Source organism: Acinetobacter sp. WC-323, assembly GCF_000314615.1.
Classification (GTDB): Bacteria; Pseudomonadota; Gammaproteobacteria; order Pseudomonadales; family Moraxellaceae; genus Acinetobacter; species Acinetobacter courvalinii.
The window spans coordinates 104,310-127,492 of record NZ_AMZS01000058.1 but is presented as its reverse complement, the minus strand read 5'-3'; the positions used below and the strand labels follow the sequence as shown (position 1 = coordinate 127,492).

Annotated in this window: 20 protein-coding genes; 9 read left to right on the top strand and 11 right to left on the bottom strand. The window is 44.1% G+C overall.

Annotated elements, in window-relative coordinates:
- Positions 1–647: 647 nt before the first annotated feature.
- Complete coding sequence (locus ACINWC323_RS05105) at positions 648–1,946, bottom strand: EstA family serine hydrolase (RefSeq protein ID WP_009514342.1); 1,299 nt, start codon at positions 1,944–1,946, stop codon at positions 648–650.
- A 236-nt stretch (positions 1,947–2,182) separates the two neighbouring features.
- Here ACINWC323_RS05105 and rpsO point away from each other — a divergent pair, with 236 nt between their 5' ends.
- From rpsO to ACINWC323_RS05125, 4 genes are all read left to right on the top strand, one after another.
- Positions 2,183–2,452, top strand: a complete 270-nt coding sequence (gene rpsO / locus ACINWC323_RS05110) for a 30S ribosomal protein S15 (RefSeq protein WP_004774141.1) — start codon at positions 2,183–2,185, stop codon at positions 2,450–2,452.
- Positions 2,453–2,708: 256 nt separating this feature from the next.
- Positions 2,709–4,796: a polyribonucleotide nucleotidyltransferase gene (gene pnp, locus ACINWC323_RS05115; RefSeq protein ID WP_171062215.1), complete on the top strand. Its 2,088-nt coding sequence runs from the start codon at positions 2,709–2,711 to the stop codon at positions 4,794–4,796.
- 259 nt (positions 4,797–5,055) lie between these two features.
- A complete protein-coding gene (locus tag ACINWC323_RS05120; protein ID WP_009514305.1) occupies positions 5,056–6,375 on the top strand; it encodes a dicarboxylate/amino acid:cation symporter in 1,320 nt (439 codons plus the stop codon).
- Between the two features lie 132 nt (positions 6,376–6,507).
- Complete coding sequence (locus tag ACINWC323_RS05125; RefSeq protein ID WP_009514215.1) at positions 6,508–7,731, top strand: magnesium transporter CorA family protein; 1,224 nt, start codon at positions 6,508–6,510, stop codon at positions 7,729–7,731.
- Between the two features lie 25 nt (positions 7,732–7,756).
- Here ACINWC323_RS05125 and ACINWC323_RS05130 read toward each other — a convergent pair whose 3' ends face one another.
- From ACINWC323_RS05130 to ACINWC323_RS05155, 6 genes are all read right to left on the bottom strand, one after another.
- Complete coding sequence (locus ACINWC323_RS05130; protein ID WP_009514272.1) at positions 7,757–8,083, bottom strand: chaperone modulator CbpM; 327 nt, start codon at positions 8,081–8,083, stop codon at positions 7,757–7,759.
- A gap of 11 nt (positions 8,084–8,094) precedes the next feature.
- The gene (locus ACINWC323_RS05135; RefSeq protein WP_009514276.1) at positions 8,095–9,039 is read right to left on the bottom strand and encodes a DnaJ C-terminal domain-containing protein; all 945 of its coding nucleotides are present in this window, start codon (positions 9,037–9,039) and stop codon (positions 8,095–8,097) included.
- A gap of 140 nt (positions 9,040–9,179) precedes the next feature.
- Complete coding sequence (locus ACINWC323_RS05140; RefSeq protein WP_009514139.1) at positions 9,180–9,791, bottom strand: LysE family translocator; 612 nt, start codon at positions 9,789–9,791, stop codon at positions 9,180–9,182.
- 118 nt (positions 9,792–9,909) lie between these two features.
- On the bottom strand, positions 9,910–10,785 hold the full coding sequence (gene hslO, locus ACINWC323_RS05145; protein ID WP_005280808.1) for an Hsp33 family molecular chaperone HslO: 876 nt from the start codon (positions 10,783–10,785) through the stop codon (positions 9,910–9,912).
- A gap of 117 nt (positions 10,786–10,902) precedes the next feature.
- Complete coding sequence (locus tag ACINWC323_RS05150) at positions 10,903–12,720, bottom strand: cation:proton antiporter domain-containing protein (RefSeq protein WP_009514334.1); 1,818 nt, start codon at positions 12,718–12,720, stop codon at positions 10,903–10,905.
- Positions 12,721–12,822: 102 nt separating this feature from the next.
- Positions 12,823–15,048: a primosomal protein N' gene (locus ACINWC323_RS05155; RefSeq protein ID WP_009514177.1), complete on the bottom strand. Its 2,226-nt coding sequence runs from the start codon at positions 15,046–15,048 to the stop codon at positions 12,823–12,825.
- A 213-nt stretch (positions 15,049–15,261) separates the two neighbouring features.
- Between ACINWC323_RS05155 and gspF the strand changes: the two genes are divergently transcribed.
- The 3 genes from gspF (at position 15,262) to ACINWC323_RS05170 (ending at position 17,650) form a co-directional block, all read left to right on the top strand.
- The gene (gene gspF / locus ACINWC323_RS05160) at positions 15,262–16,467 is read left to right on the top strand and encodes a type II secretion system inner membrane protein GspF (protein WP_009514274.1); all 1,206 of its coding nucleotides are present in this window, start codon (positions 15,262–15,264) and stop codon (positions 16,465–16,467) included.
- Positions 16,467–17,045, top strand: coding sequence for a type II secretion system major pseudopilin GspG (gspG, locus tag ACINWC323_RS05165; RefSeq protein WP_081401860.1), 579 nt, complete (start codon positions 16,467–16,469; stop codon positions 17,043–17,045). Before gspF ends, gspG begins: the two co-directional genes overlap by 1 nt.
- Positions 17,046–17,305: 260 nt before the next feature.
- Positions 17,306–17,650 carry a hypothetical protein gene (locus ACINWC323_RS05170; RefSeq protein WP_009514344.1) on the top strand — a complete coding sequence of 115 codons (345 nt, stop codon included), beginning with the start codon at positions 17,306–17,308 and terminating at the stop codon, positions 17,648–17,650.
- 72 nt (positions 17,651–17,722) lie between these two features.
- Here ACINWC323_RS05170 and ACINWC323_RS19885 read toward each other — a convergent pair whose 3' ends face one another.
- Positions 17,723–17,869 (bottom strand): DUF2798 domain-containing protein, encoded by a 147-nt coding sequence (locus ACINWC323_RS19885; RefSeq protein WP_349303596.1) that lies wholly within the window; start codon positions 17,867–17,869, stop codon positions 17,723–17,725.
- A gap of 352 nt (positions 17,870–18,221) precedes the next feature.
- Between ACINWC323_RS19885 and ACINWC323_RS05175 the strand changes: the two genes are divergently transcribed.
- Positions 18,222–18,560, top strand: a complete 339-nt coding sequence (locus ACINWC323_RS05175; protein ID WP_009514180.1) for a tRNA-binding protein — start codon at positions 18,222–18,224, stop codon at positions 18,558–18,560.
- 1 nt (position 18,561) lies between these two features.
- Here the strand turns inward: ACINWC323_RS05175 and lnt are convergent, their stop codons facing one another.
- Together lnt and ACINWC323_RS05185 are read right to left on the bottom strand one after the other, a co-directional pair.
- A complete protein-coding gene (lnt, locus tag ACINWC323_RS05180; protein ID WP_005226518.1) occupies positions 18,562–20,121 on the bottom strand; it encodes an apolipoprotein N-acyltransferase in 1,560 nt (519 codons plus the stop codon).
- Positions 20,118–20,957, bottom strand: a complete 840-nt coding sequence (locus ACINWC323_RS05185) for a CorC family transporter (RefSeq protein ID WP_009514186.1) — start codon at positions 20,955–20,957, stop codon at positions 20,118–20,120. Before ACINWC323_RS05185 ends, lnt begins: the two co-directional genes overlap by 4 nt.
- A gap of 175 nt (positions 20,958–21,132) precedes the next feature.
- Here ACINWC323_RS05185 and tusA point away from each other — a divergent pair, with 175 nt between their 5' ends.
- Positions 21,133–21,390 (top strand): sulfurtransferase TusA, encoded by a 258-nt coding sequence (tusA, locus tag ACINWC323_RS05190; protein WP_005226520.1) that lies wholly within the window; start codon positions 21,133–21,135, stop codon positions 21,388–21,390.
- A 74-nt stretch (positions 21,391–21,464) separates the two neighbouring features.
- On the opposite strand, the gene ACINWC323_RS05195 is transcribed toward tusA, so the two are convergent.
- Entirely contained in the window at positions 21,465–23,177 is a 1,713-nt protein-coding gene (locus ACINWC323_RS05195; protein ID WP_005280786.1) for an electron transfer flavoprotein-ubiquinone oxidoreductase, read from the bottom strand.
- Positions 23,178–23,183: the final 6 nt, after the last annotated feature.

Genomic DNA, 23,183 nt, shown 5'->3' with positions numbered 1-23,183 from the left:
GATATTGTCGCTAGAGCAAATGAGTGCTTTTTGAGATTATGTACCCATAAAGAGCCTGGCATGGAAAGCGAGGTAAATCGCAAAAATATAATAATAACGTCGTGATGACAGCGAACTTACAGTGAAGTAAGTGATAAGAGAGGAAACTTACAGCCGCTAAGCCTTGTAGTTTTGGGAGAGACTACAGGGCTTTTTTATTTTCGCTATTCAGTCATGACATATTTATCAACCTTCAGATCTGGCCGTCCTATGATTAAAAACGTGAACATTCATGTTTTTGTCACTTTATGCAGGTTTAATTTAGTCTGATAAAAACAAGAAATGAGAATTCTGTTGTAGAACAATTTTTTGTTATTATTAAGTTAAATGTTATACAGACTTGTACGTTTTTTCTTACACAGAGATAAGAAAAATGCTATTTTTCTCCATAATTGATTCTGACAGAATAGTCAGTATAGAAACAACACACATGCGATAACAGAGAATAAGTAAGAACATGATGTGGATAAAACATTCAGAGGGTATGAATGTGAAAGGAGAAGAAGAGTTAATAATAAAAACAAAGCAAAATGATAATAATAAAATCTCAGCGCAAAAGCCCAAGTTGAAACTTGGGCTTTTGTGTTTGGATAAATTTACTTTACAGGTTAGACCAGATCCGCCTCAGTACGATCTGTTGCAAATAGCGAACGGCGCTGGTTTTTCGGAATTTTCGGGCAATTGCTAGAGATCTGGTATAGCGTTTTTGCCAGAGCAGGTAGATGCGTACCCACAACCGATTTGCCGGTGGTGAGGAGCGAGACACTGATATCACGCTCGGGATCTGCCCAACATAAAATATTGGAGAAACCGATATGACCGAAGGCCTGTCCTGTCATTGGCCCAAATAAGCCAACCGGGTTGCTGCCCAGCATTGGGCCCAGCGCATAGCGCATCGGTGCCAGCAGGGTGCGATCCAGACTGACACCCGATGTTGGCAAGGTGGAACGGAATACGGTTTTGGCACTCATGATCTGCTTGCCTTGATACTCACCACCACTCAGCAACATTTCAAAGAAACGGCCCGCCTGTTCAGCACTGGTATAGATGTTGCCTGCAGGACAAATGGTGTCCATAAAGCGACGATCATTGGTGACATCCACCGCCAGTTGCAGACCACCGCCTAATACGTGATTGAGGTAGTAGTCGGTGCCCAGACTCGGATGAATCCCGGTGGCATAGTTGAGAGCAACATCGTCACGATATTCAGGTTTTAAACCGTAGTTGAAATAGTCCAGTCCCATCGGTTTTTCGATATACTCGGCGAGAAACTCACGAACACTTTGCCCTGTGACCCGCTGAACAATTTCACCCAGGATATAACCGGCAGTGACAGCATGATAGGCAAGGTGGGTACCAGAAGGGGATACCGGTTTTGCAGCATACAGCAGCTTTAAGATGTCTTGCTGGTTAAACAGCAGTTCTGGGGTGACTTCCTGATCAATACGTGGAATACCGCCACGATGGGAAAGTAAATGGAAAATGGTGGCGCGGCGTTTGCCATTGACGCCATATTCAGGAATGTAATAGCTAATCGGATCAAGCAAATTCAGCTCACCACGCTCATCCAGCATATGAATTAACATTGCCGTCACCATTTTTGAGGCAGAAAACAGGCAGACAGGCGTATCGGGTGTGGCAATCTTGGCATCTGCTGCCAAGCCCTCAGCGGAGTTGCCTTGCGCATAACCAATGCTACGATTAAGTAGAATCTGTCCCTGACGGCGTAAACATAAGGTGATGAGTGGATAATTCCCCGTTTTATATAAAGATTCAACACTGTGCCAGATTTTTTGAAGCTGTCTTTCGGTCATGCCACCCAAGTCCGCTGACACTTCATCTTTGCTGCGAATTACCTGATTAAGATCATCTGGCACGTAGCAGGTATTGGTCGATAAAATTTTCACGCATCCCTCGCAATTTTTCATTTTCTTTTTTGTCTGCCATCAATCTAAACAGAGCAAGGCTAGTGTGCCTATTTTGTACAATGCTGTCAGCTGCCGAAATGCCGGCGAACATAAAACAATTTTGCAATATAGCGATAGATCACTTAAAATAGCGCCTTGCTGTAGTGATGCACGGCAGTCAGTTGGTTCCAACTGATCAATATCATTTATTTTTTTAAGCATCTCGGAGAAATCGAATGGCTTTAACTAACGCAGATCGCGCAGAGATCATCGCTAAATTTGCTCGTGCTGAAAACGACACTGGTTCACCTGAAGTACAAGTTGCTTTATTGTCTGCGCAAATCAATGATTTGCAAGGTCACTTTAAAGAACACAAACACGACCATCACAGCCGTCGTGGTTTGATCCGTATGGTAAACCAACGTCGTAAATTACTTGACTACTTAAACGGTAAAGATCACGGTCGTTATGTTGCTTTGATCGGCGCATTAGGTTTACGTCGTTAATTCGATTTTACTTTGTTTTCGCTATTTCGCATGTTGCAATGCCTTATCGCTGAAAAGAGAGTTTCACCTAATTTCCGTTAGGTGAGTTTAGAAGGGGCGCTTGTTCGCTCCTTCTTTGTGTTTAAATTTATTTAAAAATTTTGATCTAGTGCGATGGCTTCTAAGCTTTGTCATTTATCCACACGCTAGTGGTGGTCTGAATGCCAAACCTTAGGGGTCTCACTAGAATAAAACTAGGAAAATATAATACATGTCAATGTTTAATATCATTCGTAAAGAATTCCAATTCGGTCAACATCAGGTTGTTTTAGAAACGGGTCGTGTTGCACGTCAAGCCAATACAGTGTTAGTGACCATGGGTGGCGTAACTGTTCTGGTTGCAGTGGTTGCCCAACCTAAAGCAAAAGCGGGTCAAGACTTTTTCCCGTTGACTGTTAACTACCAAGAAAAACAATATGCTGCTGGTCGTATCCCGGGTGGTTACGGTAAGCGTGAAGGCCGTGCCTCAGAAGCTGAAACGTTGATTTCACGTCTGATCGACCGTCCAATCCGTCCGTTGTTCCCGGAAGGTTACTTCAACGAAATTCAAGTTACAGCAACTGTTGTTTCTTCTGACAAAACCATGGATGCCGATATTGCTGCAATGCTCGGTACTTCTGCTGCATTGTCAATTGCCGGTACCCCATTCCGTGGTCCAATCGGCGGTGCGCGTGTTGGTTTAATCAACGGTGAATATGTTCTTAACCCGAACTTTGAACAACTTGCACAATCTGACCTTGACCTTGTGGTTGCAGGTACTGAATCTGCAGTATTGATGGTTGAGTCTGAAGCGAAAGAACTTTCAGAAGACCAGATGCTTGGTGCTGTTCTGTTCGGTCATGACGAAATGCAAATCGCAATTCAAGCGATTAAAGAATTTGCTGCTGCTGCGGGCGCAGTTGAATCAACTTGGGTTGCTCCAAGCAAAAACGAAGTGCTTCTTGAGCAATTAAAAGCAGCTTTCGAAGCGAAGATTTCTGAAGCATATACCATTGCAGTCAAACAAGACCGTTATGCGGCACTTGATGCACTTTATGCAGAAGCAGTTGCTCAGTTCGTTCCTGAAAATGATGAAACGGGTATTGCTGACGAAGTTAATGAATTATTTGAAGACCTTAAATACCGTACCGTACGTGACAACATCTTGTCAGGTAAGCCACGTATTGATGGTCGTGATACCAAAACTGTTCGTGGTATCGACGTACAAGTAGGTGTATTAGACCGTGCACACGGTTCTGCATTATTTACACGTGGTGAAACTCAGGCGTTGGTTACAACCACTTTGGGTAACACGCGTGATGCGTTGATGGTAGATACCCTTGCGGGTACCAAAACTGACAACTTCATGTTGCACTATAACTTCCCAGCATACTCTGTCGGTGAAACCGGTCGTGAATCTGGTCCTAAGCGCCGTGAAATCGGTCATGGCCGTTTAGCACGTCGTGGTGTTCAAGCCGTTCTTCCGGCAGCTGATCGCTTCCCGTACGTGATTCGTATCGTTTCTGACATCACTGAATCTAACGGTTCATCTTCAATGGCTTCTGTATGTGGTGCTTCATTATCACTTATGGATGCAGGTGTTCCGCTTAAAGCACCAGTTGCAGGTATTGCAATGGGCTTGGTGAAAGAAGGTGAGCGTTTTGCAGTTCTTTCTGACATCTTGGGTGATGAAGATCACTTAGGTGATATGGACTTTAAAGTTGCCGGTTCTGCAAACGGTATTACTGCACTTCAAATGGATATCAAGATCGAAGGTATCACTGAAGAAATCATGGAAGTTGCATTAAACCAGGCATTTGCAGGCCGTATGCACATCCTCAATGAAATGAATAAAGTCATTTCACGTGCGCGTGCTGAAATCAGTGCCAATGCGCCAACATTTGAAGTGATTAACATCAATCCAGACAAGATCCGTGATGTGATTGGTAAAGGTGGTGCTACGATTCGTGCCATCACAGAAGAAACCAAAGCTGCGATTGATATCGAAGACAATGGTACTGTGCGCGTATTTGGTGAAACTAAAGCTGCTGCGCGTGCTGCGATTGCAAAAATCCAGGCACTTACTGCAGAAGTTGAACCAGGCAAGATCTACGACGGTAAAGTCATCCGTATCGTTGAATTTGGTGCGTTCGTTAATATCATGCCAGGTACTGATGGCTTGCTTCACATTTCGCAAATCTCAAATGAGCGTATTGCCAACGTGACTGACGTATTGAAAGAAGGTCAGGAATTGAAAGTACAGGTTGCTGATGTCGACAACCGTGGTCGTATCAAGTTGACAATGAAAGATATCGAGCAAGCATAAGCTAGCTTAGTCTTTTGACTCAAAAAGCGCATTGTGTAAACAATGCGCTTTTTTTATTAAGTTAATGATTGTTATGAGTATAAGAAGTTGAAACTGTAAACATAAAATTTCTTTATATTAGACATTAGTCTAAGGTTTTAAATGTGAGCCCTGCAATTAACGTAGAATTCCCCAAATTTCCGTGCCTGCCGTATTTATGTGGTCTTAGATAGACAGTCGGAAGTCTATTTGTTCATCTCAATATGAAGGAATATTGCACATGCTTGTCGATCATGTAGCCGCAGGTCAAGATGACCAACAGCCTCCCAAAAAACCAAAGTTCTATCAAATTCTCTATGTACAGGTGATCTTCGCAATTGTTGCGGGGATACTACTTGGTCATTTTTTTCCTGAGTTTGGTGAAAGCTTGAAGCCGCTAGGCGAAGCCTTCATTAAACTGGTAAAAATGATCATTGCCCCTGTGATTTTTTTAACGGTGGTCACTGGTATTGCTGGCATGAAAAATCTCGGCAGTGTTGGACGGGTGACCGGGAAGGCAATGATCTACTTTCTGACCTTTTCGACCCTGGCCTTAATTGTCGGTTTGATTGTCGGTAATGTTATTGAGCCGGGTCATGGCTTAAATATTGATCCAAGCACCTTGCACAGCACCAAAGTCGATGAATATGCTGCCAAAGCACATGAGTCTTCAATCACCGGCTTCTTGATGAATATTATTCCGGATACGCTGGTCAGCCCATTCGTATCGGGACAGATTCTTCAAGTGCTATTCGTTGCCGTATTATTTGGTTTGGCTTTGGCAAAATCAGGGGATTTAGGTCGTCCAGTCACAGACTTTCTTCAACAACTGACCAATCCTGTGTTTACCTTGGTGGGAATGTTGATGAAGTTCGCGCCGATTGGTGCATTTGGTGCCATGGCCTTTACCATTGGTGCGTACGGTATCGGTTCGATTGGTAATCTGATGTTGCTGATCGCGACCTTCTATATTACCGCATTACTGTTTGTGATCGTCATTCTGGGCGCTGTTGCACGCTATAACGGTTTCTCGATTATTGATCTGATCCGTTATATTAAAGATGAACTCTGGTTGGTACTCGGGACCAGTTCATCTGAAGCCGCATTACCTTCATTGATGGCGAAAATGGAAAAGGCGGGCTGTGAGAAATCGGTGGTTGGTCTGGTGATTCCGACAGGCTATTCCTTCAATCTGGATGGCACCAATATTTACATGACCTTGGCAGCCTTATTTATCGCGCAGGCCTGTAATATTGAATTGACGCTGACTCAGCAGATCACCATTCTATTGGTGGCGATGCTGAGCTCTAAAGGTGCAGCAGGGATCACTGGCGCAGGTTTCATTACCTTGGCGGCGACACTTTCAGTGGTACCCGCGATTCCAGTCGCAGGGATGGCACTGATTCTAGGGATTGACCGTTTCATGTCTGAATGTCGTGCATTAACCAACCTGGTCGGAAATGCATGTGCAACGATCGTGGTTGCGAAATGGGATAAAGCATTAGATAAAGAACAACTTGATCTGGCGTTAAAGCACGGGATCGTTAAAGAAGATGCATAATCTTTGATCTGTTCAAAAAGCCTCCTTGTGAGGCTTTTTTTATGGCACCGTAACGCGGTGGTTTGAATAGCGATAGCTTTTTATGACGCTTCATGGCAGCATTTCAATAGCTATCCAAATTCATCTTGTCCTATGCAGCTTTATTATTTTTATCGTCATAACAGCGAAAATACAATTTTTATTAGTACAGAACAACAAGCAGAACATGCGCTGGAATTTTTGTGGGTCGATAGTTTAAGGCAGGATCTGGTCAATCATACCGAGACCTGGCAAAGCGATATTGGTCAGCATACCGGATTGGTCTTGAACGAATTTCATATGCGCGACTTGCTCAATATCGAGCATCCTTGTGCTTTTGATACCGTAGAAGAATATGACCTGCTGGTGTTCCGTAAACTCATTAGCCCAGATGACCAGATTCTTGAAAGCGAGAATGTGCTGGAATCCCATGAGAGCGTATTTGGACTTGCCACCACACCGATGAGTTTTATCCTGACCCCTACGATTTTGGTCAGTGTCAGGGAGCAGGGCAATCAGGCAGTAGAGAGTTATATTCAGCGTATTCAAACCATTATGGGACGTCCGATCGCCGAGCAGAATAAACCGCGTAAATTGCCTGCCACACCTGCAGATTTATGCTTGCGTTTACTGAATAGCATGATTGATGGTTATCTGAATCTACGGACTCCGCTCACCCGTCGGGTGGAATATTGGCAACAGCAATTGTTACAGGGCAATCGTCGTTTTAAGCAATGGCATCAGTTATTTCATGAAGACATGGCATTCCAGCAAATCGAAAATTTATGTGAGGAACAGATTGAAACCTTGCAGGAGTTTAGAGATGAGCTGGTGGATAATTATCATCATGTCGTGGGTGAGCATAAGCATAAGGCACAAGATATCTTGCTGGTACGTTTGAATGATTTGATGAGTCATGTTGAGCGGGTACAGAAACATAGCTTACGCTTGCGTAATGCGATTCAGTCGGCTATCGATTTGCATTTTTCTGCGATTGCCAACCAGACCAATGAAAATATGCGTATCTTGGCGATTATCACCGCCATTTTTGCGCCTTTGACCTTATTAACGGGTATCTATGGGATGAATTTTGAGTTTATTCCCGGGCTGAAATCGCCGGTCGGGTTCTGGATAATGCTGGGGGTGATGCTGATGAGTACGGTATTGCTACTATATTATTTCTATCGTCAGCATCTGGTTGGGCGTGGTGAGCGGAGTGTGATTGATTTGCTGGCACAGCAACATAAGCAGCGTAATCTGAATCTGCTATGGTTCCTAGACTACGAACCGATTAAGCAAACGTTGAAAGAAGTGGAGAAAATGACCAAGTTAAAATAGTTTGAACTTGGTCATACTAAATCCTTTAATGAAAATGTTTGAGCTGTTTACGTAGCTGTTGCACTTCATTGATTAAATCCAGCATCACGGCTACAGCTGACAGGCTGGCATCAAAGTCGCGTTGCAAGCGATAGGCACGTCTGGCACGGCTGACATCTTCACCAATAAACTGATAGCTTTGCGGATCGACAGAGATCTGCAAAATATCATAATCAATCAGCTTGAGGACCCAGTCGGTACTTTGACCACATGCTTCGGCAAAGTGTTCAAGATCAAGTGCCAATTGTTCATCAATGATTTCAACTTGGCAGTGACCGTCATATTGAATTTCTTTGTATTGAATCGTTGTCATGATCTTACTCCTTATGAGGCACGAGGTTTAAATGCAGCAAAGGCTTCGGCAAATTGTTGATAAGCCTGTTGCTCTTGCTCACTGTGCGCTGGCGGTAAAACAATATTGATAATCAGGTACAGATTTCCCGCAGTCTTGTTGGGAATGCCTTTCTCTTTTAAACGTAATTGCTGCCCGTTCTTGGCGTTTTTCGGCAAGTTGACCTTGAGCTGTCCAGCAGGGGTATTGACCTCGATACCTTGTCCCAAACCCGCTTCCCAAGGGCTGACATCAATGGTTTGATAGACGTCAGCGCCTTCAACACGAATCCGGTCAGTATCTTTATACTGAATTTCGATATAAAGATCGCCATTTGCACCGCCATTGATGCCACTCTGGCCTTGACCATTGAGACGGATTTGCTGACCTTCCTTCATGCCTTTTGGAATTTTAACTTCTAAGATTTTGCGTTGAACCTCAGGTTCACCATAGACATTATAAGTCGGAATTTGTAATGTGATTTGCTGGGTTGAACCGTGGTAGGCAATCTCTAGATCGACCTGAATGCTGGCATGTTGATCTTCACCACGATAACTACGCTGTTGGCGTTGAGAGCGTTGTTGCCCGCCGCCAAAGCCTGAACCGAAACGGCCAAACAGGTCTTCAAAACCACTAAAATCTGCTCCTTCACCTGAACTCTGGCGATAGAACTGCGCACCATCGAAACCACTTTGGTTGCCTTGGCCAAAGTTGGAAAAGCCTTGAGGGTGATCCAGCATCTGATCATATTCAGCTTTTTTGCTGCTATCGCTCAAGGTGTCATAGGCGACATTGATCGCCTGCATTTTGGCTTCCGCATCGGCTTCTTTACTAATGTCAGGATGATATTTACGCGCCAGTTTCCGATAAGCTTTTTTGATTTCATCTGCTGAGGCATCTCTGGAAACACCTAGCTCTTCATAATAATTTTTTGCCATGATCTTTAAATATAATAATGTTGTGTTTCTTTCATTATGAAACGAATCCAAGAGATTTCAATGGATTCGATTGTATAAGACTTGTTCTGTTTGAATCAGAAAAGAGCGTGTAAATAATTTTATTTGGCTTGGTTGAACGTCTAGATAAAGGTTTCGATCAGACCATACAGTGCAATCAAGACCAGCAAGGCACCGCATAAACCGAGAATTTTTGGATAAACACTGCTCTGTGAAAGGCGGCGGAAGAATAGATACACCAAAGATAAGGTCAGGAAATCCAGAATAATCCAGGTCACCGTCAATAGACTGAGACTAAAATTGATATTGGGTGAAATTGAAATAAACTGCGGGAAAAATGCCGAGAAAAAAATAATATCTTTGGGATTGGAGATGCCGACCAGAAAGCCTTTGTTAAAACCGCCATTTTGTGCCGATATGGTTTGAATTGCAGTAGGATGCGGCGCCTGAATGACTTCTTTAATAATGCTATAACCGAGATAGGCAATATAAAGGCAACCGAATACCCGAATAGCTTTCAGGTAGTTTTCATCAATGCTGAGAAAGCCTTTGAGAATCAGCACTGAAATAAAAATCAGGATTAGAGAGGCAAAGTTGGTTCCAAAGATGGTGTGTAACGCTTTTTTATAACCGCCTTTGAGTCCGGCACTGGCCACCAGAATCATGACAGGCCCCGGCGTGGCGATCAGCACCACTACACTCACAATAAACAGTACATATTCGAAGTAATTCATAGCGTAATCATAAGGTCGGTATTATAAGGAGATTTGAACATTGTTTTATCGGGTAGACCTTAATACAAAATAAAAAAAGACGGAAGCCCGTCTTTTTTTATTTTCAACATTGAATGAATTAACTTAAATGTTCACCAAATAAAGCCAAGGCTTCTTCTGCCGTAAATTCATAGCGTGTATTACAGAACTGGCAATCCATCTGGATCGGATTTTGTGCTTCTAAAGTTTCATGCACTGCATCTACACCAATCTGAATCAGGGCATTGGCACAGCGCTCTTTTGAACAGGTACAACCAAACTTTAACTGCTCAACTTCAGGCAAACGCACTTCTTCTTCGTTATATAAACGATAGAGGATTTCATTGGCTGACAGGTCGGTCAGCTCTTCCGGTTTCAAGGTTTCAGTGAGCATGGTCAGACGAGGCCATAGATCTTCGTCGACCAGTTTTTGTTCTTCTTCATCATTACGCGGAAGTAGCTGAATCAATAAGCCGCCTGAACGTTTGCTGTTGGTCGCCAAGACAATATGTGTCGGAATCTGCGCCGATAAATCGTAATATTGTGTCAAACAGCCGGCCAAGGTCGGTTGATCAAGTGGTACGATCCCTTGATAGCGTTCGCCGTGCTCAGGTTCAATATTAATGAACAGAACCGGATTGGTTAATGCTGCCAGTACCGTACGGCTATCATGACCTTCGACAAATCTTGGATCTTCTTCATAATCAGCCAAGGCACGGACTTCACCCAAATGGTTACATTCAGCCATGGCCCATTTAAAGGTACCGCTTGCCTGAATCTGTAAGCTAATACGACCACGGATTTTCAGTGTGCTGGCAAGTAATGCAGTCGCACTTAACATTTCGCCCAACAGGCTTTGTACTGCAGGCATATATTCGCGTTGCGCCAAAATGGTTTGTAATGCTTCTTCCAGATGCACCACTTCACCGCGAACAGGGCAGTCCTCAATAAAAAAGCGTTGGCGTAAATCAGACATATTTTTCTCCAGTATCCCGCACAGGGAAAACAAAGCAATGCGCTGCTTTGAAAAGCACTGAGGGCTTTATAAAAAGGTGCATGTATGCAGTCAATAATGGTGTCAGTTTGCTAAAACTCAAGATGTTTCATTGAGTGAATTTGCATCACTTTGTGTGTTTTGATCACTGCGCGTGCGATCTAGCTGCAAAGTTTTTGTGTTTTCAAATAAATACTCAAGTTCTGCAATTGCACTCGGATAATATTCAATAACCTCTTGCTGTTCCTGTACCCAATGTTGCTGGATCAGCAGCAGTTCATCCTGTTGCTTAAAACGCTCTATCTGCATTTGTGCATCAAGATTTGACAGCCCCGTTTCAAGCAACGCCTGCTGGGCCATCTCCAGTGAAGCGGCATAGGTTTCACGCCAGATATATTGAATGCCTAAAGCATTGAGTAAATGCGCATGATGACGGTCGCGTGCCCGCACAAACAGGGTCAGGTCCGGATGATTCAAGCGCAGATAACGTGCCAGATTCATACTGTCTTCAACATCATCAATGGCGAGGATCAGGAGTTTGCAATATTCGATTCCGGCAGCACGTAAGTTCTCAACCTGAGTCACATCAGCATCAAAAAACCGGTGTCCATATTGTTCAATAAAATCAGCATCCGGCTGGTTGCTGTCAATCACGCTAAAGTGTTTGCCCTGTGCATGTAAAGCGCGAGCAACCACTTGTCCAAAGCGTCCAAAACCGACAATCAGAATCGGATGTTGTGGTACATCTTCAGGTGCAACAGGTACTTTTTTCTGCAATCGTGGCAAAATTTCTGTATCAAATAGCCAGTACAGCAGCGGCGTCAATAACATCGAGCCGAAGACGATGAGCAAGGCAGGTTGTAATAAGGCCTTGTCGAGTAAATTTTCACTTTCTGCCAGTTTGAGCAAGATAAAGGTCAGTTCACCACTTTGCGCCAAGGTGATGGCAAACAGGGTACTGAGTCGGGCATGACGTTGCTGGTAATAATGGATGGCTGCAATTACACCGGACTTGATCAGGATCAGCCCAAAGATTGAACCCAAGATCAGTAACGGCGTCTGAGCGAGAGGTTCAAGCGAAAGACCTAGACCAATCGCGAGAAAGAATAACCCGATGGCCGCATCTTTAAAAGGTGCAAGAATACGTTCAACTTCAGCTTTAAATTCGGTTTCTGCCAGTAATAAGCCTGCCAAAAATGCACCAATCAAGACATGAATATTCAAAACATCCATAATCAGAATGACCGAAACAATAATCAGGGCGCTCAGTACAGGGATGAGTTGAATACTGTTTTTTTGTGCTAAAAAGCGGAAGGCTGGACGCACCAGATAGCGACTGGCGAGAAACAGGCCTGAAATCGTGGCAATGATCGCTGCAAAATAAGCAATCCCGTGTCTTGTCGATGCCGTATCTTCCAGCAAAGGAAACAGCGCAATCAGAATCACGGTAATAAAAATCTGAAATTGCAGTGTGGCTAAACAGGCTTGCCCCAACGGGCTATGCAGTTGCTGTTTGTTCTGTAGCAGTTGCTGCACTAAAGTCACTGCGGAGAGTGCCAGTGCAAAGCCAAGAATGAGACTGCTCTGCAACTGGTGAAACAGCAGGAAAGCTGCACCGGCTAAAAGCGGGATGATGACTGCAAGTTGTAGTCCCGTACTTTTAAGGATAGTTTTACGTTCCAGCCACAGTTGTACAGGTCGAAAGCTTAGAGCTAGAAACAGCATGACCGCCATCATGCCAAGATTGAGCAGTGACTGGATCAGTTGAGGATCTGCAATCAGTCCAGAAACATGTGTACCAAGTACAAGCCCTGCGATGAGATAACCTAAAACTGTCGTGCCCATGTAGCGCTTGGCCAAGGGCACAAAAATTAAAGTCGCAGCCAGTAAAAAAATAATGGGGAGTAGTAAGGACATCGAATGCCTCAATTTTTCTATTCTGTTTAGACGAACTCAAATGAGTAAAGCTTAAAAAGACCAATCCATGATGGGGCTTTTATAAGGTGCGCCTAAACTAGCTTAACTAAACTCTTGTGGATCAACATCAATGGAAAGCCTGAGTTGATGCTGTCGTGGTAAATGTACCACTTGTTGCCACCATTGACGCAAATAAAAATGCAGTTTTGCCCGATCGGTAGATAAAATCACCATGTGCGCACGATAACGGCCTGCTTTACGCTCCATCGGTGCAGGGATTGGCCCCCAGATATCAACCAGATCGCCAGCCATTGTTCTAAGTTGCTGGGCAATATCCGCTAGAAAGTGTTGGCTATAGTCGCGATCTTTCGATTCCACCCGAACCAGTACCGTATAACGATAAGGCGGCAGCATGGCAATTTTGCGATCAGCCAGCATTTGTTTGGCAACGGTACGATAATCATGCTCAATCAGCGTGGTTAGCATTGGATGATCAGGGCGTAAGCTTTGCAAATAGACACTGCCTTTATGCTCACCACGTCCAGCACGTCCGGCCACCTGCACAATCAATTGTGCAGTCCGTTCAGGCGCACGCGGATCAACACTGAGCAGGCCCGCATCAATATCCAGAATCGCAACCAGCGTCACATGCGGGAAATGATGGCCTTTCGCCAGCATTTGCGTGCCCAGCAAGATACTTGGTTTGTTTTGCTGGATCCGGTCATAAATTTTCTGCCAGCTACCGACCCGGCTGGTACTGTCACGATCAACCCGAATTACCTCATTGTGCGGGAACAGTTCCTGTAAATGTTCCTCAAGCTTCGCCGTTCCTGCTCCAATGGTTTTCAAACTCTGTTTCTGGCATGCCGGACAATGGTCTGGCAAACGGTTGATGGTTCCGCAATGATGACAATGCAAATAATGGTAAGGCTGGGAATGCAGGGTAAAGTGCGCATCACAATGTGGGCAGTTGGCTTGCCAGCCGCAGCTTTCACACATCAGGATCGGCGCATAACCGCGTCGGTTTAAAAAGATCAGGACTTGTTCTTTACGCTCTAAGGTCTGCTTGATTTGCTGAATCAAGGTCTGGCTGAGACCATGCTGCTTTTTTGCAATCTTTAAATCCACCACATGCATTTTCGGTAAAACCGCCACACCTGCACGTTGATTCAGTTCAAGCAGTTCCAGCTTTCCAGATTCAACCAGATGATAACTATCGATACTTGGCGTCGCAGAGCCAAGTATCACCGGACAGTTCTGCAAATGTCCGCGATATAAGGCAACATCACGGGTATGGTAACGGAAGCCTTCTTGCTGTTTATACGAGAGGTCATGTTCTTCATCCAGGATGATCAGTCCCAGATTGGGCAATGGAGTATAAATTGCAGAGCGTGTCCCAATTATGATCGAGGCTTTGCCGGTTTGTGCATGTTGCCATGCCTGTAGCCGTTTTGAGTCATTCAGCCCTGAATGAAGTAAGGCAATATCACCATGAAAGCGTGACTTAAAACGTGAAACGGTTTGCGGGGTGAGACCAATTTCTGGCACCAGCACCAGTACTTGTTTTCCTTGTTTTAATACCTCATGCATCACTTGCAGATAAACTTCAGTTTTGCCGCTGCCCGTCAAACCATCGAGTAAAAAAGCCTGATAATGATGTTGTGCCTTGAGAATGTGTTGAATGGCTTTTTTCTGGTCTTCATTCGGCGTTAACGGAACTTGTGCCAGTTGTACCGGTGTCGGGGTAAAATCATGTGGCTCCAGACAGCACTCAACCAGGCCTTTCTTTTCCAGCGCTTTCAGGGTCGAGGTTTCCACCCCGCTCAGGTTTAAGACATTTTCAGTGGTGCCATGCGGATGCAATTTTAACACCTGATAGGCATCATATTGTTTTTGCGAACGTTTTAATAATGAGGCTGGGTCATCATGGGGTGTGATTATCCATAGATGAAACAGGATATCTAAGGCACGACCTTGTCTGAGTAAAGTGGGTAAGGCACTTTGCATGACCTCGCCAATCGGAAATTGATAATATTGGGCTGACCATGTCAACAAAGTTAAAACTTGTTGGTCTAAAATCGCGTCCTGATCGAGTAATTCCGTAATGGCTTTAAGTTTGAACTGACCGGTAAAGACTTCGTCCGGATTGACTTTTTCAGTGATGACCCCGACCAGGTTTTGCCGCCCAAATGAAATCGCAACACGCGCGCCAACCTGTGCCTGAGCGTATTGCGCTGCGCTCACCGTATAATCAAAGGTATCATACAGATACACCGGTATGGCAACGCGAATACGGTAAACAACAGTGCTAGAATTTTGGGTCGGCATATCGGTTTCATTCATATAAAGTGTATGTTGATATTTTCAGCCTTTTAAGTTGTATGATCGCTTAAAACAACTTAAATAAGGCATGACGGCATCTCATAGAATTATGCTAAAGTGCTATGCGTTATGTCGATGAATTTCATGTGGAACCACATTCCTCAGGCCATACACGGATGCACTTAACAACGACTATTTTGGGACAATTAGAACAGAACCATGCCTGCTTATCAATTTACTGCGCTTGATGCCTCTGGAAAGCAACATAAAGGTGTGCTGGAAGGGGATTCCGCACGCCAGATTCGCCAACAGTTACGCGATAAAGCCTGGACCCCGATCGCGGTCGATGCGGTCGAGCAAAAAGACAAACAGCAACAGCGTTCGTGGTTTAAAAAAAGCTTTAGTGCCTATGATCTGGCATTGATGACACGTCAACTCTCGGTATTGGTGGCGGCTGGGGTTCCGCTGGAAGAGGCCCTCCGTGCCGTCAGTAAACAAAGTGAAAAAGCGCATGTCCGCAATCTACTGATCGCGGTACGTTCCAAAGTTCTGGAAGGTCATTCACTGGCAAAAGCGATGCAGCAGTCAGGACGCTTTCCCGAACTATACATTGCAACAGTGGCGGCAGGCGAACGTTCAGGCCACCTGGATCTGATTCTGGATCAGTTATCGGACTACACTGAAAACCGTTTTGCCATGCAGAAGAAAGTTCAGGGTGCGATGATTTATCCGATTGTACTGATGTTGATGTCTTTCGGCATTGTGATGGGCTTGATGACTTATGTGGTGCCTGAAATCGTCAAGACCTTTGAACAAAGTAAAGAAGCTTTGCCGTGGATTACGGTCGCCTTGATGAAGGCCAGTGCCTTTATCCGGCATACCTGGATCGGTATGCTCATTCTTGCCGTCGTATTCATTATTTTATTTACCCGGTTTTTAAGAACGACGGCAGGACATTATGCATTTGACCGATTAACGCTCAGATTGCCACTATTTGGTAAACTTTCACGTGGTATAAATGCAGCACGTTTTGCCAGTACCTTATCCATTTTGACCCGCTCAGGTGTACCTTTGGTGGAAGCCTTACGTATTGGCGCCGAAGTCAGTAATAACTGGGTCATTCGTGATGCCATTGAAGTGGCGATGGAACGTGTAACAGAAGGGGGGAATTTGGCAACACAACTGGAACGTTGCGGTTATTTCCCACCGATGATGGTACAAATGATCCGAAGTGGAGAAGCCTCTGGTGAACTGGATCGTATGCTGGATCGTGCATCGACCATGCAGGACCGTGAGGTGACCACCTTTATTTCTACGTTACTAGCCTTGCTTGAACCCTTGATGCTGATTTTTATGGCAGCAATTGTATTGGTGATTGTGATTGCGGTAATGTTGCCAATTATTAATATGAACAATATGATCTGATGAGTGACATGAAAGAGATGAATATGAATAATTCAATGAATAAGCACAATGTTGAACAAAGCTTGAATCCTTGCACTCAAAGCATAGCTTCTCGTCTTGCGGAATCGTGTGACTCAGAGCATAGCTCTTCGTCTTGCGCTCGGACAAAGTTCCACTTTGTTAACCCTCGCTCAGGATTTACCCTCATTGAGGTGATGGTGGTTATTGTAATTCTTGGTGTTCTGGCTGCACTGATCGTTCCGAACGTGATGGGTCGTGGTGAAAAAGCCAAAGTCGATACCACCAGCATTACCTTAAAAGGTGTTGCGGGTGCGCTGGATCAATATAAGTTAGATAATGGCCGTTACCCATCCATGCAAGATGGTGGCTTAGATGCATTGGTCAACCAGCCAGCAACAGCGAAAAACTGGTTACCTGGTGGTTACGTGAAAGGTGGCTATCCAAAAGACAGTTGGGAAAATGATTTGCAGTATGTCATTCCAGGTCGTGAAGGCCGTCCATTTGATTTATATTCGTTTGGTGCGGATGGTAAAGAAGGTGGCGAAGGTAATGACGCCGATATTTATTATCAGCCTTAATGATTAAATAAAAATATCACTTCACTTTTGAGTTATTAAATCGAGAGTGAAGTGATAATGTTTCTTAATTAATAATTAATTTATAAGTTGTTGAAAAATAAAAATAGAATAAAATATTGAATATGTGAGAGTTATAATAAGAATTATTCCCATATTTAGTAGTTACAAGAAAAAGAAATTATGCAGCAAAATAGGCTGTTTCTTTAGATCAAAGCTTTGCATAATAAATCAGACCTTTGAACGCAAGTGTGAGAAATCAGATGAAAGCATTTTTTATGTTGGATGAACTGAATCAGTTTCATTGGGCAATGCTTAAATCTGTATTGCTCATTTTAGCGTTATTGCCGATGAGTGAAGGTGCGTTAACCTTATGGCAAGCCACTGAGGGCAGTAGCCAGATTATGATTGGTTTCTTTGCATTAAGCATGTTCAGTGCGTGGTTAGTGCTGTGCTTTTTAAGTGCTTTAAAAACCACGCTCTGGCATCGGGTTGACCTGATTTCTAAATATGAGCAATTTTTATTTAAGGCTTATCGTTATATTCCGATGCTATTTTTATCCAGTCTAGTGGCCTATTTAAGCCTGCAATTCTCGATCAGCTTTTAAATCATTTAAAACTGAAGCGTTAAAAACGTAGATTTTAAATCTACGTTTTTTTATTGTCTGAATTTAGCCAGCCTAAACAAACAGAAAGCTAATTTTGCGTAGGGTGGGCAAGACCAGCAGCAGAACAGGAAAAGCAATCAGCCAGAAAATTCTCCAGACAGAAAACCAGATATCAGCGAAAATTATTCTAATCCCATGCGACGTATCATACGCATGCACGAACCCTCAAGGTTATGCTGACCGATAGAAACAAAGCTAAAACAACTACGGCATAATAATTTGGAATCTGTTAAAAACCAAAAGAAGACTTTTTGAAGTTTTGTATTTTTTACTTTCTAAAGCGACCAACGCCAATGCCTGATCAAAAGATGAAATATCCTGATTAAATAGTTCCAAGCATTGTTGAAGAGATGTTGGCACGTTAATTGACCTAAACCTATACGGCTTTATAAAGAGCATAATTCATTAAACAGGCAGGGTTAAAATGGTGGGTAAAAAATAAGCATCTTTATTTAAAAATAGAGATCCTCTATATTCCATATGACTCTAAAAAATCGAAGAGAACAATTAGATGCAACAAATTGAATGGAATGATTTTACTAAAGTGGAGTTGCGTGTCGGTCGGATTGTACAGACTGAAGTATTTAAAGAAGCGCGAAAACCCGCCTATATCTTACAGGTCGATTTTGGTGAGGAATTAGGCATCCGGAAATCCAGTGCACAAATTACCAAACTTTATCAGCCTGAAGACTTGATTGGAAAACTGGTGGTGGCTGTGGTGAACTTTCCGAAGAAACAGATTGGTCCAATTCAATCAGAATGTCTGGTCACAGGTTTCCATAATGCGGAAGGAGAGGTGGCACTTTGCGTCCCAGAGTTTGAGGTTCCTCTGGGCACAAAGTTGTTGTGATTTATCGACGTGATTTAAAGGAAATATCGACTTTACGTGGACGGTAAATCCAGCCCACGATCAATAACAGCACTGAGAAAATCAGGATTGGATAATCACTTAAGCGGTTATACAAGGTTTGTCCCTGCATGGCAGGCAGTTCACCTCGAAGCACAGCTTCCTCATCCATTGGCGCCTGTTTCACAATATGACCATTCTGGTCGATAAATGCTGTCACACCGGTATTGGTGGCACGAATAAACCAGCGACCATTTTCTTTGGCACGCATTTGTACCATTTGCAAATGTTGCCAAGGTCCAGCAGTGCCTGTAAACCAGGCATCATTGGATACCGTGATGAGAAAGTCACTATCCGATGCATTACGGCGGGTCAGGTTGGGATAAGCCACCTCATAGCAAATGGCGGCTGCCAGTGCATGACCTTTAACGGCTAAGGGTTTCTGATTGGCTTCACCACGAGTAAAACCACTCATGCTGACATCGTTCTGCATTGCAGGCAGAACCCATTTCAGCATGCCAGATAGTGGAATATATTCGCCAAACGGTACCAGACGCTGCTTTTTATACAAACCATGCGAATCGCTGCCTGAGGCCATAATACTGTTGTAATACAACGGTTCACCGACCTGCTGTGACTTGGCCATATCCCAATAGGGAATGCCAGTTACCCAGGCGCTGTCTGTTTTCTTGGCTTGAGCAGCCATCGCATCCAGAAATTCCGGAATATCGGTCTGGAACATTGGAATGGAGGATTCTGGCCAGACAATCAGGTCACGGCCCCATTCAGCACGGGTCAGGTTGGCGTAAATTTCTAAGGTCTTGATCTGGTATTCAGTCAACCATTTCAGGTCTTGGGGAATATTGCCCTGAATTAAAGACACACTCAGGGGCTTGGCGGCTTTGGGTTGAACGAACTGAATCAATCCAGCACCCCATGCACCTAAAACTAGAACTGCGGAAGGCACCGCCCAAAACCAGCGACGATTTAAGATCTCCACCAGGGCACAGGCCAGTACAATCACCACGAAAGAAACTGCATACACACCAAACAGTGGTGCATAACCATCTAATAGACGTTCAGTAAAGGCATAACCAGCGAATAACCACGGGAAACCGGTGAATACCCAGGTCTTGGCCCACTCAAACAACACCCATAGGGGTGCAAATGTAAGCGGTGTCTCGGGGAAAAAGCGACGATACAGCCAGGTTTGAAAGGCTGTAAACAAGCCCATTGCCGCCGCCATAAAGGCAATCATCAACACGCTTAAAAAGGCATTGGTATCGCCATAGGTATGGATGGAGGTGTAGAGCCAGAACGCGCCGACAAACCATAAACCAAAGCCATAGGCCCAACCGAGCGCAAAGGCCTGACGGGGACTCCGCTGGCGCAATACGGCATACAGTAATGCAGGCGATAAAATTGCCAGCCACCAGAAATAGTAAGGGGCGAGCGCCAAACTAAAGATTGCACCCGAAATGAGTGCAATCAACAGTGGAAAAATAAAAGGGAGCTGTTTTTGTGGTTGAGACGAATTTAACAGCTTCTCAAAATAGGTTCTCATTGACGGACAGCTCGAATCAGATGAATAGTGCGTGCATCTGCTTCAATAATGGTAAATTGCCAATCGCCAAGTTCAATGGTTTGACCTTGTAAATCGCTCACTAAACCAATTTCTTGCAGCAGTAAACCGCCCATAGTTTCAACTTCATCGTCAGAAAAATCTGCATTTAAAATAGTGTTGAAATGTTCGATTGGTGTAAGTGCCTGCACAATCCACGTATTTGCTGTGGTCGGGTCATTGTCCGGAACGATATATAAGGCTTCTTCATCGGCAATATCATGTTCATCTTCGATTTCGCCGACAATCTCTTCAAGAATATCTTCAAGGGTGACGAGACCAGAGGTTGAGCCATATTCATCAATCACGATGGCAATATGGGTTTGCGTATTTTTCAACATACGCAGCACCTGATCCGAACGTGCACTTTCAGGTATAAATACAGGCTGGCGCATCAATGAACGAATATCAACTTTGACATTACGCTCAGTTAAAAAGGGTAACAGGTCTTTCGCTAACAGGATGCCCACCACATTATCGCTTTGATCCGCTGAGAATACCGGGAAGCGCGAATGTGCAGAGTCGATCAGTACATGCAGGATATCAAGTAATTGATCGTCTTCCTGCAAGCTGATGATCGCTGTACGCGGTGTCATGACTTCTCGAATCTTTGTTGCTGGCAGGTCAAGAACACCCTCAAGCATGGCAACAGTATCTGGCTCTAAAAAGCGACGTGAGTCTTGAACTAACTTGAGTAATTCATCGCGGGTTTCAGGTGCGGTACCTAACCATTTTCTTAAGCCACGCATACCCCACGACGGACTGGATTCCTCGACCATGATCTTTCCTAAAGACTCTCTATATCAATTAGATGATTTTCATCATACCGAAGATAAAGCGGATATGCATCAACAATACTATGTAAAAAACGTACAGTTTTCCAAAACAGGGCGGATGATTTTTATATGAACAGTTTATGCTAAAATGTGAAAATTCGAATATTTGAGTTTTATGATGTCTGAACAACCAAAACTTCCCGCTGTTCAAATCAATACGCGAGGTTTACGTTGCCCTGAACCTGTGATGATGTTGCATCAAGCCATTCGCAAAGCCAAGTCAGGTGATGTGGTTGAAGTGCTTGCCACAGACCCGTCAACCTCATGGGATATTCCAAAATTCTGTATGCATCTTGGACATGAGTTATTGCTCAAAGAAGAAAACCTGGATGAAAACAGCAATACTGAATACCGCTATCTGGTGCAGAAAGGCTAAGTTTGATTTTTGACTTTTAAATTACATGGCACATAAAAAAATCCGAGTCTAAACTCGGATTTTTTGTTTTTGAATTACATATTTGGATAGTTCGGACCACCACCGCCTTCAGGCGTTACCCACGTAATGTTCTGTGATGGGTCTTTAATATCACAGGTCTTACAGTGAACACAGTTGGCAGCATTGATCTGGAAGCGTTTAGAACCGTCATCATTTTCCATGATTTCGTAAACACCCGCAGGGCAGTAGCGTTGCGCTGGCTCATCCCATTTTGGTAGGTTAACGTTCACTGGAATTGAAGGATCAGTCAATTTCAAATGAGCTGGCTGATTTTCTTCATGTACCGTATTGGATACGAAAACTGAAGATAAACGGTCAAAGGTGAGCTTGCCATCCGGTTTTGGATAGTTTGGCTTAAATGTTGATGCATCTACCGTTTTCAGTGCAGCAAAGTCTTGTTTAAGATCATGCAAGGTGAACGGTACTTTAAGGATGTTTTGATCGATAAAGTTAAATGCACCACCAATCCACTGACCAAACTTGTGCATGGCAGGACCAAAGTTGCGTGAGTTATATAACTCTTCTTTTAACCAAGAATTGTTATATTTATCGGTATAAGAGGTGAGCTCTTTGTCGAAATGATCATCGCCTTCAAGCACACGTGCAATCGCCAGATCGCCACCTTTGGCAACACCCGCAGCAATTGCTTCGAATACTGCTTCACCACACAACATACCTGACTTCATTGCAGTGTGTGAGCCTTTGATTTTTGAGAAGTTCAAGAAACCGGCATCATCACCAATCAAGCAACCGCCTGGGAAAGTGAGTTTAGGTAATGCATTAAAGCCACCTTTTACAACAGCACGTGCGCCGTAAGAAATACGTTTGCCACCTTCAAGGAATTGCTTGATGGTTGGGTGGGTTTTCCAGCGTTGCATTTCCATGAATGGATACATGTGCGGATTTTCATAGGATAAATCCACGATCATGCCCAGAGTGACCTGGTTGTTTTCAGCGTGGTATAACCACCAGCCACCCGATGAACCGGTTTCAGACAATGGCCAGCCCGCACCATGCATGACCAAGCCTGGCTTATGTTTAGCCGGATCGATTTCCCAAAGTTCTTTAATCCCGATACCGTAGTGTTGCGGATCAGCATCTTTATCAAGGTTATATTTTGCAATCAGGCGTTTACCGAGGTGACCACGGCAGCCTTCAGCGAATAAGGTGTATTTGGCATGAAGTTCATAACCAGGTGTGAAATTATGTGTTGGCTCACCATTTTTGCCAATGCCCATATCACCTGTTTGAATGCCTTTTACGGTACCGTCTTCATGGTACAGAATCTCGGATGCAGCAAAGCCCGGAAAAATTGAAACTTCCAGCTCTTCTGCTTTCTGGCCTAACCAGCGCACGACGTTACCGAGGGAAATCACATAGTTTCCTTCGTTGTGCATTGATTTTGGAACCATCCAATACGGCATTTTTTGTGCTTTGGTATCAGACAATAAGAAGTAGGTTTCATCACCTGTTACAGGAACATTGAGTGGCGCACCTTCTTCTTTCCAGTTTGGAAATAATTCATTGATGGCACGTGGTTCAAGTACAGCACCTGAAAGGATATGCGCACCTACTTCGGAGCCTTTTTCAACAACACATACAGAAAGGTCAGGTAGGTTGTTTTCAATCGCTAATTGACGAATTTTAATCGCAGCAGATAAACCAGCAGGTCCTGCGCCTACGATCACTACGTCAAACTCCATCGCTTCACGTTCGATGTGTTCCATGTAGGA

Excerpts from the sequence above, each read along its gene's own strand:
- rpsO (WP_004774141.1), top strand. The coding sequence starts at position 2,183 with ATGGCTTTAACTAACGCAGATCGCGCAGAGATCATCGCTAAATTTGCT.
- pnp (WP_171062215.1), top strand. The coding sequence starts at position 2,709 with ATGTTTAATATCATTCGTAAAGAATTCCAATTCGGTCAACATCAGGTT.
- ACINWC323_RS05120 (WP_009514305.1), top strand. The coding sequence starts at position 5,056 with ATGCTTGTCGATCATGTAGCCGCAGGTCAAGATGACCAACAGCCTCCC.
- ACINWC323_RS05125 (WP_009514215.1), top strand. The coding sequence starts at position 6,508 with ATGCAGCTTTATTATTTTTATCGTCATAACAGCGAAAATACAATTTTT.
- ACINWC323_RS05130 (WP_009514272.1), bottom strand. The coding sequence starts at position 8,083 with ATGACAACGATTCAATACAAAGAAATTCAATATGACGGTCACTGCCAA.
- ACINWC323_RS05135 (WP_009514276.1), bottom strand. The coding sequence starts at position 9,039 with ATGGCAAAAAATTATTATGAAGAGCTAGGTGTTTCCAGAGATGCCTCA.
- ACINWC323_RS05140 (WP_009514139.1), bottom strand. The coding sequence starts at position 9,791 with ATGAATTACTTCGAATATGTACTGTTTATTGTGAGTGTAGTGGTGCTG.
- hslO (WP_005280808.1), bottom strand. The coding sequence starts at position 10,785 with ATGTCTGATTTACGCCAACGCTTTTTTATTGAGGACTGCCCTGTTCGC.
- ACINWC323_RS05150 (WP_009514334.1), bottom strand. The coding sequence starts at position 12,720 with ATGTCCTTACTACTCCCCATTATTTTTTTACTGGCTGCGACTTTAATT.
- ACINWC323_RS05155 (WP_009514177.1), bottom strand. The coding sequence starts at position 15,048 with ATGCCGACCCAAAATTCTAGCACTGTTGTTTACCGTATTCGCGTTGCC.
- gspF (WP_009514274.1), top strand. The coding sequence starts at position 15,262 with ATGCCTGCTTATCAATTTACTGCGCTTGATGCCTCTGGAAAGCAACAT.
- gspG (WP_081401860.1), top strand. The coding sequence starts at position 16,467 with ATGAGTGACATGAAAGAGATGAATATGAATAATTCAATGAATAAGCAC.
- ACINWC323_RS05170 (WP_009514344.1), top strand. The coding sequence starts at position 17,306 with ATGAAAGCATTTTTTATGTTGGATGAACTGAATCAGTTTCATTGGGCA.
- ACINWC323_RS05175 (WP_009514180.1), top strand. The coding sequence starts at position 18,222 with ATGCAACAAATTGAATGGAATGATTTTACTAAAGTGGAGTTGCGTGTC.
- lnt (WP_005226518.1), bottom strand. The coding sequence starts at position 20,121 with ATGAGAACCTATTTTGAGAAGCTGTTAAATTCGTCTCAACCACAAAAA.
- ACINWC323_RS05185 (WP_009514186.1), bottom strand. The coding sequence starts at position 20,957 with ATGGTCGAGGAATCCAGTCCGTCGTGGGGTATGCGTGGCTTAAGAAAA.
- tusA (WP_005226520.1), top strand. The coding sequence starts at position 21,133 with ATGTCTGAACAACCAAAACTTCCCGCTGTTCAAATCAATACGCGAGGT.
- ACINWC323_RS05195 (WP_005280786.1), bottom strand. The coding sequence starts at position 23,177 with ATGGAACACATCGAACGTGAAGCGATGGAGTTTGACGTAGTGATCGTA.